Below are 11,969 nucleotides of genomic sequence, written 5' to 3'. Positions count from 1 at the left end.
GAACTGAATCAATTGCAGCTATCGGCCGCGTGTTTCCACGGTGGCACCGCTCGCCCGACGCCTATAGCCCACTCGCACGGCGAAGGTGTTCATGAGTTGCTGGTCGATTACGTCGAACAGCATTACAGCGTCGCGGGTTATCACTTGTTCGATGTCGGCGCGCAATATGAGATCTCGCCGTCGCTGCGACTCGGGCTGCTGGCAGAGAATGTTACGGATGAAACTTATCTGTCTCTATCGCTACTTCTATGTGCCGGACGTGAAGTGGGACATGACGGGTGAGTACAACCCGGATCTGACACAGACAGTCTGGTGGGCGTCGTACGGTCTGAGTCACTTCGAAGGCGACTCGAAGGATCGATCTGTGACCCTGGCCTTGCGCTGGAACTTCGGTGCGGGAGCAGGCTAGTACCAACGGTCGATTTGTGACTCAGTCCTTGCGGACCGTAACAGTCCTGTGCTATCAAACGCTCCATGTATCAATCCTTCGCCCGCTATTGGTTTTACTTTAGCTATCCAATGCCGCAGGCGGTAGGACTGAACTCGATTTGACGAAACGATAACCGAGTCACCCGAAGAAACCGCCAGCAAAACTGGCGGTTTTTTTTTGGACCGCCCGACCTGGCCCACTGGAGCCCACTGTGAACGCCCGTACCGATGACCTACGCATTCGTGAAATCCGCGAGCTGGTCACCCCTCATCAAGTGATGAGCGAGCATCCCTGCAGCGACACCGCCGCCGCGACCGTCGAACAGGGCCGCAAAGCAATGCAGGACATCGTGCACGGGCGGGGCGACCGCCTCGGCGTGGTGATCGGGCCTTGCTCCATTCACGATCCGAAGGCGGCGATGGAATATGCGCATCTGCTGCGGGAGCAGCGCGAGCGCTTCAGGGGCGAGCTGGAAATCGTGATGCGTGTTTATTTTGAGAAACCGCGCACCACCGTGGGCTGGAAGGGACTCATCAACGATCCCGATCTCGACGGCAGCTTCAATATCAATCGCGGCCTGCGCATTGCGCGTCAGCTGCTTTGTGACATCAACGATCTCGGCCTGCCGGCGGGCTGCGAATTCCTCGACATCATCACTCCTCAATACATCGGCGACCTGGTGGCCTGGGGCGCGATCGGTGCCCGCACCACCGAGAGCCAGGTGCATCGTGAGATGACTTCGGGCCTGTCGTGTCCGGTGGGCTTCAAGAACGGCACCGACGGCAATGTGAAAATCGCCATCGATGCAGTGCAGGCGGCGTCCTTTCCTCATCATTTCCTGGCCGTGACCAAGCAAGGTCACAGTGCGATCGCGACGACCAGCGGCAACGGCGATTGTCACGTGATCCTGCGCGGTGGCAAGGAACCGAACTACGATGCGGCCAGCATCGATGCCGTTTCCAAACAACTCGACGCCGCCAAGTTGCCGGTGCGCGTGATGATCGACGTGAGTCATGGCAACAGCTCGAAGAAGCCGGAGAATCAGCCGCTGGTCATCGCCGACATCGCCCGACGCATCGAAGCCGGCGAGCGCCGCGTCAGCGGTGTGATGGTGGAGAGTCATTTGAAGGCGGGTCGCCAGGATCTGGTGGCCGGCAAATCGCCGGAATACGGTCAGAGCATCACGGATGGATGCATCGACTGGCAGTCTTCGGTGCGCGTGCTCGAACAGCTCGCCAGCGCCGTGCGAGCGCGTCGAGCCGCAGCGTAAGCGACGCTGTCTTCCTGTAGGACTTTCAACGATCGCGACGGCTTCGGCCGTCGCCGCTTGCCCTTTGCCACGGGCTTTGAGGGCCGTTGCCCACTTGCCGTTGGCGCATTCGCGGCCGGAAGATGCTCCGCATCTGGACCGGTTGCGAGGCGAGCTGCAAATGAGTCAGGACCCTTGGCCGGAGCTGCCCTACGCGGCATGGAGCGACACCTGCACGACGCTGCATCTCTGGACGCAGATCGTCGGCAAAATCCGGTTGGCCCGCGCGCCGTGGCTCAATCACGGCTGGCAGGTGGCGCTGTATGTGACGCCGAGCGGTCTCACGACTTCGCCGATTCCCGATGGCGATCGCACCTTCGAGCTGCGCTTCGATCTGTTGCAGCACCATCTCGATATCGAAGTGAGCGACGCGCAGAATCGCCGGATTCGCTTGCAGCCCATGTCGGTTGCGGATTTCCGGTCCGCTGTGTTCGCCGCGCTTCGCTCGTTGGGCATAGAAATCGAGATCGACGATCAGCCCAGCGAGATTCCCGACGCGATTCCTTTCTCGCAGGATCGCACGCACGCCTCTTACGATCGGCAATACGTGCAGCGCTTCAGTCAGGTGCTGCGTCAGTGCGACCAGGTCTTCAAACGATTTCGCACCGGCTTTCTGGGCAAGAGCAGCCCGGTGCATTTTTTCTGGGGCAGCTTCGATCTGGCGGTGACGCGTTTCTCGGGCCGGACTGCGCCGCTGTTCACCGGCAAGGCACCGGGCTTGCGTCAGGACGTGATGCAGGAAGCTTATTCGCATGAAGTGAGCAGCGCCGGCTTTTGGCCGGGCGGGGCGGGCGCCGACGCGGCGTTTTATTCGTATGCGTATCCACCGCCGCCGGGCTTCAAGGAATATCGAGTGCAGCCGGCGGGCGCGTCTTTCAGCGAAACCCTCGGTGAGTTTCTTTTGCCATACGAGCAGGTGCGTACTGCTAAAGATCCGGCGGCGGAGTTGCTGAGCTTTCTTCAGTCGACCTATGAAGCGGCGGCCGTCACTGGCAAGTGGGATCGCGCGGCGCTGGAGTGCGCTATCGGATCGCCAGGCGTGCCTCGCGGTCGCGTTACCTCTGAATGAGGAGATGAACATGAGCACCGTAGAACGACACACAATGCCCGGGTTTCTGTCGTTGGTCGGCCGGAGCTGGTGGGTGCTGTTGTTATACGGAATCCTCGGCGTGCTCTTCGGCTTGTTTGCGCTCGCGCGGCCGTTGTCCGCCGCCGCTGCGATGGTGTGGGCGATCGGCGTGCTGGCACTGGCCGAAGGTATCGTGAGCTTGTTTGCTGTTTTCAGAGACAACGTCGCGGTGTCCAAAGGTTGGGCGATTTTCTATTCGTTGATGTCGATTGCATTCGGTGTCGTTGCGATCACCAACCCGGTGGCCGCGGCGGGTGGCTTGTTGTTATTCCTGGCCGCGTGGCTGATCGTTGCCGGTATTTATCGAATCATCTTCGCGATCCGGGTGCGCGAGGAGATCAAGGGAGAATGGCTGATCGCGCTCAGCGGCCTGCTCAGTATTCTGCTGGGCGTGCTGTTCCTCGCGAGCCCGCTGACCGGGCTGGTCATCACCGCCTGGTGGATCGGGGCGGGGGCGCTGATCTACGGCGTTCTGCAGATCGTCGCCGCGTTCAAGCTGCGCACGCTGCGGTAAGCCGGGCCGTTCAGGTTCGGCGGTTGCCCGCGCCGGGCAACTCTGAAAACATCGCCGCTATGAAAAAGTCAGCGGCGCTCTACTGTCTGATCCTTGCGACAACCGCGGTGGCTGCGCAGGTTCCCGAGAAACGTTTCGTTTCCGACAAGCTGGTGCTGAATGTTTATGCCGAAGCTGCGCAGGGCAGCGAGCGCGTCGCGACCATTCAAACAGGCGATGCCGTCGAGGAACTGGAGCGCTCCGGCAATCAGGTTCGCGTCCGATTGGAAGACGGTCGCGAAGGTTGGGTGGGCGCGAACTATCTGGTGAACGATGCGCCCGCGATCGTGCGCCTTCGCGAGCTGCAAGCTCAGCAAACCAATCCGACGCCTCGAGTAGACAAAGCATCGGCGGATGAGATCGCGCAACTCAAGAAAGAAAACGCCACGCTGCGAGGGGAGGTCGGTCAGCTGCAAGCACGCGTTGCTACACCCGTCGCCGCCCCGCCGGCCGAGTGCCCAAAGACACTGGAATGTCCCACGCCCGAGGCGCCCATCCAGGCCGCCGCCTTCCCCGTCATTGATCCAACCGGCGGTGTTCTGGGGTGGCTGGTGGCCCTGCTGCTCGTCGGCGCTGCGAGCTTTGCCGGCGGCTATCAGATGCTCGCACGCCGTCTCCGCAAGAGATTCGGCGGCCTGAAGATTTACTAAGCCCGACAACAAAAACTAATCGCTCCGCACCCGTATCTGTTTCCTCCACGGACCGCTGCGGTAGGCAGAATGCACTCTGACAACAGCGCGCTGCCAGCGATGGCCAGCGCGTGCATGACACTGGGGGGAACAACAATGGATCGACGCATTGCTGCCATGCTGATCGCCGGCGGCGCCGGCATGGTTTCCACGTTGAGCTTCGCGCAGGCGGAGAATGAGCCGGCGCTCGAAGAGGTGACGGTCACCGGATCGCGCGTGATCACCAACGGCGACGACAGCCCGACGCCGGTCACCGTCGTGTCGACCGAAGAGGTGCTGGCGGCGCAGCCGGGAACGCTTGCCGATGCGCTCAATATTCTGCCGGTCTTCTCCGGATCGCGCGGCTCGGGCAGCAACCCGACTTCGACCGGGACCGTGTCGGCGGGCAACGCCTCTGCCAATCAACTCAACCTGCGCAACGTCGGCGCGATTCGCACCCTGGTGTTGCTCGACGGTTTGCGGGTGCCGCCGACACTCATCAACGGCATCGTCGACGTCGACCTGATTCCTCAGATGCTCGTGCAGCGGGTGGACACGGTGACCGGCGGCGTTTCTGCGGTCTACGGCTCCGATGCCATCAGCGGCGTCGTGAACTACATCCTCAACAAAAAATTCGAGGGCCTCGAAACCCGCGTCAATGGCGGCGTTTCAGATTACGGCGACGCGGACAAGTACAACGCGGCGATTGCGGCGGGCACCTCTTTGTTCGACGGTCGCGGCCACGTCGAAGTCAGTTACGAGTACAGGAAGGAAGAGGGCATCCTCTCCCGTTCCGACCGGCCCTATATGAATCTGGTCGGTGTCGCCGGATCGGTGCCCGGCACCGCGAGCCCAGGCACCGCGCAGAATCCGTATGAGATGTACACGAACGTGCGGCAGGCCCAGTACCCGTTCGGCGGCCTGATCCGGAGCGGCGTCTATGCGAACCAGACGTTCAGCACCGATGGTGTGTTGAGCCCGTTCGTGGCGGGCACGGCCACCGGCACCAACGGTCTGCAGATCGGCGGTGACGGCGGTTACTACGATTCGTCATTGCTGGCGCCCATGGAAGGGCACCAGTTCTTCGGCCGCTTCCAATATGACCTCACCGACACCCTGCAGGGCTATGTGCAGATCGCCGGCAACATCAAGACCAACGAAGTCTTCGGCGAATATTTGCAGTACGACCGCAACTTCAGTAACCAGAACGCCTTCCTGAGCTCGACGTATCAGGCCGCGATGGCCGCGCAGCCGACGTTTCGCATGACCGGCTTGCTCCAGAACGGTCCGCGCTTCGAGTCCGATTCGAAGTCGGATCAGCGCGTGTACACGGCGGGCTTGAAAGGCGCGCTGGGCGACTACGATTGGGGCGTGAGCTATGTGTTCGGCACGACTCAGCTGGAAACCACGCTGGGTAAGAACATCAATGCGCAGCGTCTCGCGTACGCGCTCGATGCGGTTCGGGATACCAGCGGCAACATCGTTTGTAACATCACGCTGACCAATCCGTCGTTGGGTCAGGGATGCGTGCCCTTGAATGTGTTCGGCCCGACCGCGGCGAATGCGGCGGCCTTCGATTACGTCATGCAACCGACGCGCTTCGAAGGCGAGACGAACATGAGCGATGTCTCGGCCTACATCAGCGGCTCGCCGTTCGAGCTCTGGGCCGGTCCCGTGAATGTGGCGCTGTCGGGTGAATATCGCGATCAATCGTTCGAGGGCGAGAGCGATGGCGAGCCGACGGATGTGCTGAACTGCGCCGGCTTGGGCATTCGTTTCAACAATTGCCGCGATGGCGATCCGATCTGGATCCAGTCGTTCGCCGATGTGCCCAAGGTCAGCCAGAATGTTTGGGAAACCGCGCTCGAATTCGGCGTGCCCATCGTCAAGGACTCGATCAACTTCAGTGCCGCCGGCCGTTATACGAGCTACAACACCAGCGGCGACTATTGGACCTGGAAGTTCGGCGTCGACTGGCAGATTCTCGACTCACTGAAGTTCCGCGCGACTCGCTCACGTGACATTCGCGCCCCAACGCTGAGCGATCTGTATGCGCCGGACAATTTCGTCTACGTGCAGCCCACCGACTTGCTGACCAACACGTCGCCGCGTGTTCAATCGCGCGACCGGTCCAATCCGGGTTTGACGGCGGAGATCGGCAACACCGTTACCGCGGGCTTCATATGGCGACCGATTCCGGAGCTGAGCGTTGCGCTGGACGGCTATCGCATCGTCGTGTCCGACGCCATCACTCAAGTGAACGGCGCGACCACGGCGTTCCAGAATCAGTGTTACGCGAGCGGCGGCACGTCGCCTTACTGCGATCTGCAGGATCGACCGAATGGTTTCGCGGATCAATCGGCCGCTAACGCCGTGACTGCCTGGTACAACGTGTGGCTGAATATTTCCGAGATCGAAACGTACGGCGCCGATTTGGAAGTGAACTGGAACAGCACGCTGTTCGATCGTCCGTTCGCGGTTCGCTTCCTGGGCGCGTATCAGCCGCACATTTTCTATCGGCAGCCCAATCTGCCCGTGACCGACCAGGGCGGCGTCGGCTTCGGCCCGCTCGGCGCGGCCGCCAGCCCCAGCGTACGACTGACCGGCCTGGTGAGATTCCAGCCGTTCGAGAATTTCACCGTCGATCTGATGGAACGCTGGCGCAATTCCATGAACCTCGGCGGCGACCCCACTCAGTACTGGGTGAGCAACCATGTCGAGTCGTTCGCGACCACCAACATCAACCTGGCCTACGAGCATCAGATGGGCGGGATGAAGATGGAGTACTACGTGAACGTCCAGAACGTGTTCAACGCGGATGCGCCTAACGGCGCGTACTCCGGTAATGGAACGCGGTCGGGGTTGCGAGATGGGTTTGCGATGAGTGATAGCCCGCTGGGGCGGTTCTATCTGGCGGGCGTAAACATCAAGCTCTAAGAGAAAGAGCAGAAGTGGCCGGCTCGATGGCCGGCCGCTTTCAAATGACGCCGCAACACATGCACGGCGACGCCTAGAAAGCGTTCTTCCGCACTGGCTGCACGGTGGAATCGCGCGGCTTGGGTTGCTGCGGATAGCCGCCCGTGGACTGGCGTTTTTCCAGCGCCTTTTTCATGGTCTCGGCCCAGCTGGGCTTGGCCTTGGCGGTCTTGGCCTTGGGCTTGTGAGCGGCGCCTTTCGCCGTGGTCGACTTCTTTGCCGTGGTGGTCTTCGTACTCATGGTGCCTCTGTTACTGACAGTGTCATCGCATAACGCATGACCGATGGACCAAGCTCCCGCGAAGATGAACCGCAGCTCGATCACTCGGTACTTACCAACGAGCACGCGCTGACGTCGGCGTGCGCGAATTTACCCATCCGCCCCGGGGATCCAACTCATGAGTAACGCAAAACTCTTTCCGTGGTCAAGCTTTGTATGGATCGCGCTCACTCTACCGACCCTGCCCGCGCTCGCGCACGACAACGATAACAACAATGGCAATGGCAACGGCAACGGGCAGACTGTCTATGAATCGAAGGTGCTGGTGTCCAATGGCGGCATCCCGGCGAACTTCACCGATCCCAACCTGATCAATGGCTGGGGCGTGGCCTTCAACCCGAATGGGTTCGTTTGGGTGAACGCCGCGGATGCGGGCAAGTCGGTGCTGTATGACGGCAATGGCCAGCCGCAATCCCTGGTCGTGACCGTCCCCGGGCCCGGCGGCGGCGAAGGCAATCCGACCGGCATCGTTTTCTCGGGAGGCATGGACTTCGTTGTGAGCAACGGAACCACGAACGGACCGGCCCGTTTTCTGTTCGCCACCGAGCAGGGAACGATTGCCGGCTGGGCGCCCAATGTGAATGCCACGAACGCCATCCAGGCCGTCGATAACTCGAGCAAGAAGGCCCACTACACCGGCCTCGCGCTCAGCGGCAACGGCACGACCCACCTTTTATATGCCGCTAACTTCAGTCAGGCACGTATCGACGTCTTCGACGGCACATTCAAGTCCGTGAGCGTGCCCGGCGGCTTCACCGATTCGAAGCTTCCCAAGCTCTATGCCCCGTTCGGCATTCAGGCGATCGGCGGCGATATTTATGTGACGTATGCGAAGCAGGAAGAGGAGGGCGGCGATGAGGAGGAGCAGGGCGCCGGGCTGGGCATCGTCAACGTGTTCGATCCGGAAGGCCATCTCATCCGCCGGATCGCCACTCGCGGTCCGCTGAATGCGCCTTGGGGTATCGCGCTGGCACCTGCGAGCTTCGGTGGGTTCGGCGGGGCCTTGCTGATCGGCAACCTGGGCGATGGCACGATCAACGCCTTCGGGCCGCGCTCGGGCAAATTCCTGGGCGCGCTGAGCGGCGCGGATCACAAGCCCCTGCACGTCGACGGGCTGTGGGGCATGCAGTTCGGCAACGGTATCTCGGGACAAGAGACGAACTCGCTCTTCTGGGCCGCCGGTCCGAACGACGAGAGCGACGGCGCGTATGGCGTGATCAGCGCGGTCAGCAAATGACTCTTTGACATCGACCGGATAAATGTCGACATGGGCGATCAGCCTGGGCGCCCTGCATACGGACGATTTCTTGACCTAAGTTAACCCGCGGGCGGGGCCAGGAAGGCCTCGCCCGTGAATTCGCTCACACTAAATATAATATCACTTGATACTATCTCAGCGATGACCATATAGTGCGGTACGAAATCGCCCGATAGCGGGCGACCACCCCCGTCCCCCTATCGGAGTCGCCGTGGATCGCATTCGGAACTTCGGGTTCATCCTGAAGAACCTCGAGCGCCTGTACACCAAGCGCTTCGAGATCTTGGCCCAGGAACTGTCGTTGACGCTGCCTCAATGCAAGGCGCTGTTCAACCTGGCTCGTAACCAGGGCATCAGTCAGAAACGGCTCGCCGAGATCTGCGAGATCGAGCCCATGACCCTGGTGCGCATCCTCGACCGCATGGAGAGCGACGGCTGGGTGGAGCGGCGGCCCGATCCGAACGATCGCCGGGCCCGCACGCTGTATGTGACTTCCGGCGCGACCCCGGTGCTGGAGCAGATCGACAAGCTGTCCGCGCAGATGCGCGCCGAAGCGCTGGCTGGCCTGAACGCCGAGCAGCGCAATCAATTGATGAGCCTGCTCGAGCACGTTTACCAGAACCTGGTGACCTGCAAGGTCGAGCCGATGGTCGCGACCGCAAAGCCCGCGGCCGCGGTGCCGATTCGCAAGAAGGCTCAGTGACCGCCATGAATGACCCGCAACCGATGAGCGATTCCGTGTCCGACTCCGTTTCGAATGAACAGTCTGTGAGCAAGCTGCGCCGTCCGCTGATGATCGCCGGGCCGGTGCTGGCGCTGGCCGTGGCGGCATACATATATGTAACCGGTGGCCGCTACGAGGAGACCGACGACGCCTACGTGCGCGCCGCGCAGATCTCGATCAGCGCCAACGTCGCCGGCCGCGTGAGCGAGCTGGCGATTCGCGATAACCAGCGGGTCAACAAGGGCGACTTGTTGTTCCGTCTCGACGAGCGTCCGTTCCTGATCGCGGTAGATGAGGCGCAAGCGCGGCTCGCTTCGGCGAAGCTGGAAGTCGAATCGCTCAAGGCGACGTACCGGCAGCGTCTGGCGGACCGCAGCTCCGCCCAATCGACCCTCGACTATCAGACGAAAGAACTGGCGCGGCAGCAGGGCCTGCTCGAGCCGGGTATTTCTTCTCAGGCACAAGTCGAGAAGGCGCAGGTGTCACGCGATGCCGCCCGTCAGGACCTCGAATCCGCACGCGAGCAGATCACTGCGGTACTTGCACGGCTCGGTGGCGATCCAAACATCGCGGTCGACGATCATCCCAGCGTCCAGCAGGCACAGGCCGCGTTGGATCGCGCGAAGTTGAATCTCTCCTATACGACGATCACCGCGCCGTCGGACGGCATCGTCACCAAGGTCGAGCAGTTGCAGGTCGGCGACTACCTCAACGCGGCGACACCGGCGTTCGCGCTGGTGTCTTCGCAGAACGTCTGGATCGAAGCCAACTTCAAAGAAGTGCAGCTGACGCACATGGCGGAAGGACAGCTGGCCGAAGTGATGATCGATGCGTATCCCGGCCACAAGCTGGAAGCCACCGTGGTCAGCGTGAGCCCGGGCACTGGCGCCGAGTTCTCATTGCTGCCTGCAGAGAACGCGTCGGGCAATTGGGTGAAAGTCGTGCAGCGCTTACCGGTGCGACTGGAGCTGAAGACGGCCGCGGATATTCCGCTGCGTGCCGGCTTGAGCGCGAATGTCGAAGTGGACACTCGCCGTCAGCGCACGCTGTTCGGCCTGCGTTCCGACACTGTTGCCGAACCGGCCACTGAAACGGTGGCTGCGACCGATCGATGAGCGATTCGCTGCCAACAGCATCGGCCGAGGAACTGCGTCATCGCGGCTGGATCACCTTGTCGGTGATGCTGGGCTCCGTGATGCAGTCGCTGGACACCACCATCGCCAACGTCGCGTTGCCCCGGATTCAAGGCACGTTGTCGGCGACGCAGGAACAGATGGGCTGGGTGCTCACGTCCTATATCGTGGGCGTCGCGATCATGACGCCGCTGTCGGGCTGGCTGACCGGCCCGGTCGGGCGCAAGAAAGTTTTCGTCTCCTCGGTCGCTTTGTTCACCATCGCTTCGGCGATGTGCGGGCTGGCGCACAGTCTGACGGAACTGGTGATCTATCGCGCCATTCAAGGCGTCGCCGGCGCGGGTCTCGTGCCTTTGTCGCTGGCCATCCTGCTCGATCTGTATCCGAGGGATCAGCACGGCAAGGCAACGGCGATGTGGGCGATGGGCGTGACGCTCGGCCCGATTCTCGGCCCCGCGCTCGGCGGATGGCTGACGGAGACGCACAGCTGGCGCTGGGTGTTCCTGATCAATATTCCTTTCGGCGTGCTGGCGTTCCTGATCGCTTCGCGGTTCCTGCATGAAACGCCGTTACGACGCACGCCGTTCGACTTCTTCGGCTTTGCGATGTTGAGCGTCGCGATCGGAAGTTTGCAGTTGATGCTCGATCGCGGCCAGCTGCTCGACTGGTTCAGCTCGACCGAGATCGTCATCGAGGGCGCGATTGCCCTGGTCGCATTCTATCTATTCATCGTGCACATCCTGACGGCGCGCGAACCGTTCATGAGTCCCGGGTTGTTCAAAGATCGAAATTTCGCGCTGGGCTCGATCTTCATCTTTCTGATCGGCATCGTGCTGCTGGCGACCCTGGCATTGCTGCCGCCGTTGCTCGAGGGCCTGTTCGACTATCCGGTCGTGACCATCGGCCTGGTCACCGCGCCTCGGGGTCTGGGAACGTTCGCTGCCATGTTCATCGTGGGGCGGGTCATCAACAAGATCGACGCGCGGGTGTTGGTTACGTTCGGTCTGTTGACCACCTCGCTGTCGTTGTGGCTGATGACGGGCTTCTCGCCGCAGATGGACGACAGCCTGGTGATCTGGAGCGGCGTGATTCAAGGCTTCGGCCTGGGCTTCACCTGGGTGCCGCTGACGACGATTGCGTTCGGCACGCTGCTGCCGAGTCAGCGCAATGAAGCGACCGCCATCTTCAATCTGCTCCGAAACATCGGTAGCAGTATTGGCGTGGCGATGGTCACTGCGCTGCTGACTCGCAATGTGCAGTTCATGCATGCGCGCCTGGTCGAGCACGTCACGCCGTACGATCTGGCGACGCGCACGCACCCGGTGTTCGATGCCTCGACCTTGTATGGCCTGCAAGCCATCGATGGCGTGGTGACGCATCAGGCGACGCTCATCGCCTACATCAACGATTTCAAGCTGCTGTTGATCATGACACTGGCGGTGACGCCGTTGGTCTTGCTATTGCGCAAGGCTCAAAGCAGCGGGCCGGTCGCCGTGCATGCGGATTAAA

General features: G+C 61.5%; 11 protein-coding genes. 10 read left to right on the top strand and 1 reads right to left on the bottom strand.

The genetic code is table 11. The annotated features are described in order from the left end of the window. The first annotated feature begins 217 nt into the window (after window positions 1-217). The 6 genes from ACFPN2_RS32395 to ACFPN2_RS32370 all read left to right on the top strand — a co-directional run bounded on the left by ACFPN2_RS32395 (window position 218) and on the right by ACFPN2_RS32370 (window position 7,026). Window positions 218-409, top strand: a complete 192-nt coding sequence (locus ACFPN2_RS32395) for a hypothetical protein (protein WP_380604483.1) — start codon at window positions 218-220, stop codon at window positions 407-409. A 232-nt stretch (window positions 410-641) separates the two neighbouring features. Further along, window positions 642-1,700 carry a 3-deoxy-7-phosphoheptulonate synthase gene (locus ACFPN2_RS32390; RefSeq protein WP_380604481.1) on the top strand — a complete coding sequence of 353 codons (1,059 nt, stop codon included), beginning with the start codon at window positions 642-644 and terminating at the stop codon, window positions 1,698-1,700. A gap of 160 nt (window positions 1,701-1,860) precedes the next feature. Continuing rightward, window positions 1,861-2,808: a DUF5996 family protein gene (locus ACFPN2_RS32385; RefSeq protein ID WP_380604479.1), complete on the top strand. Its 948-nt coding sequence runs from the start codon at window positions 1,861-1,863 to the stop codon at window positions 2,806-2,808. A gap of 10 nt (window positions 2,809-2,818) precedes the next feature. Then, window positions 2,819-3,382, top strand: a complete 564-nt coding sequence (locus ACFPN2_RS32380; protein ID WP_380604477.1) for an HdeD family acid-resistance protein — start codon at window positions 2,819-2,821, stop codon at window positions 3,380-3,382. Window positions 3,383-3,441: 59 nt separating this feature from the next. Beyond that, window positions 3,442-4,071, top strand: coding sequence for an SH3 domain-containing protein (locus ACFPN2_RS32375; protein WP_380604475.1), 630 nt, complete (start codon window positions 3,442-3,444; stop codon window positions 4,069-4,071). Window positions 4,072-4,206: 135 nt separating this feature from the next. Then, on the top strand, window positions 4,207-7,026 hold the full coding sequence (locus tag ACFPN2_RS32370) for a TonB-dependent receptor plug domain-containing protein (RefSeq protein ID WP_380604473.1): 2,820 nt from the start codon (window positions 4,207-4,209) through the stop codon (window positions 7,024-7,026). Window positions 7,027-7,099: 73 nt separating this feature from the next. Here ACFPN2_RS32370 and ACFPN2_RS32365 read toward each other — a convergent pair whose 3' ends face one another. Continuing rightward, the gene (locus tag ACFPN2_RS32365) at window positions 7,100-7,306 is read right to left on the bottom strand and encodes a hypothetical protein (RefSeq protein ID WP_380604471.1); all 207 of its coding nucleotides are present in this window, start codon (window positions 7,304-7,306) and stop codon (window positions 7,100-7,102) included. Window positions 7,307-7,463: 157 nt separating this feature from the next. Here ACFPN2_RS32365 and ACFPN2_RS32360 point away from each other — a divergent pair, with 157 nt between their 5' ends. From ACFPN2_RS32360 to ACFPN2_RS32345, 4 genes are all read left to right on the top strand, one after another. Then, window positions 7,464-8,582: a TIGR03118 family protein gene (locus ACFPN2_RS32360; RefSeq protein ID WP_380604469.1), complete on the top strand. Its 1,119-nt coding sequence runs from the start codon at window positions 7,464-7,466 to the stop codon at window positions 8,580-8,582. Between the two features lie 232 nt (window positions 8,583-8,814). Continuing rightward, window positions 8,815-9,306 (top strand): MarR family winged helix-turn-helix transcriptional regulator, encoded by a 492-nt coding sequence (locus ACFPN2_RS32355; RefSeq protein WP_380604467.1) that lies wholly within the window; start codon window positions 8,815-8,817, stop codon window positions 9,304-9,306. A 35-nt stretch (window positions 9,307-9,341) separates the two neighbouring features. Further along, complete coding sequence (locus tag ACFPN2_RS32350; protein WP_380604465.1) at window positions 9,342-10,442, top strand: HlyD family secretion protein; 1,101 nt, start codon at window positions 9,342-9,344, stop codon at window positions 10,440-10,442. Beyond that, complete coding sequence (locus ACFPN2_RS32345) at window positions 10,439-11,968, top strand: DHA2 family efflux MFS transporter permease subunit (protein ID WP_380604463.1); 1,530 nt, start codon at window positions 10,439-10,441, stop codon at window positions 11,966-11,968. Before ACFPN2_RS32350 ends, ACFPN2_RS32345 begins: the two co-directional genes overlap by 4 nt. The last annotated feature ends 1 nt before the right edge of the window (window position 11,969 follow it).

It is taken from the genome of Steroidobacter flavus (assembly GCF_042651805.1).
GTDB classification, from domain to species: Bacteria; Pseudomonadota; Gammaproteobacteria; order Steroidobacterales; family Steroidobacteraceae; genus Steroidobacter; species Steroidobacter flavus.
The sequence above is the reverse complement of the archived record's forward strand: the minus strand, read 5'-3'. Positions and strand labels throughout refer to the sequence as shown.

What these genes read in the sequence shown, in the direction of transcription:
- ACFPN2_RS32345 (WP_380604463.1), top strand. Translation starts at nt 10,439, where the DNA reads ATGAGCGATTCGCTGCCAACAGCATCGGCCGAGGAACTGCGTCATCGC.
- ACFPN2_RS32375 (WP_380604475.1), top strand. Translation starts at nt 3,442, where the DNA reads ATGAAAAAGTCAGCGGCGCTCTACTGTCTGATCCTTGCGACAACCGCG.
- ACFPN2_RS32360 (WP_380604469.1), top strand. Translation starts at nt 7,464, where the DNA reads ATGAGTAACGCAAAACTCTTTCCGTGGTCAAGCTTTGTATGGATCGCG.
- ACFPN2_RS32370 (WP_380604473.1), top strand. Translation starts at nt 4,207, where the DNA reads ATGGATCGACGCATTGCTGCCATGCTGATCGCCGGCGGCGCCGGCATG.
- ACFPN2_RS32380 (WP_380604477.1), top strand. Translation starts at nt 2,819, where the DNA reads ATGAGCACCGTAGAACGACACACAATGCCCGGGTTTCTGTCGTTGGTC.
- ACFPN2_RS32365 (WP_380604471.1), bottom strand. Translation starts at nt 7,306, where the DNA reads ATGAGTACGAAGACCACCACGGCAAAGAAGTCGACCACGGCGAAAGGC.
- ACFPN2_RS32395 (WP_380604483.1), top strand. Translation starts at nt 218, where the DNA reads ATGAAACTTATCTGTCTCTATCGCTACTTCTATGTGCCGGACGTGAAG.
- ACFPN2_RS32385 (WP_380604479.1), top strand. Translation starts at nt 1,861, where the DNA reads ATGAGTCAGGACCCTTGGCCGGAGCTGCCCTACGCGGCATGGAGCGAC.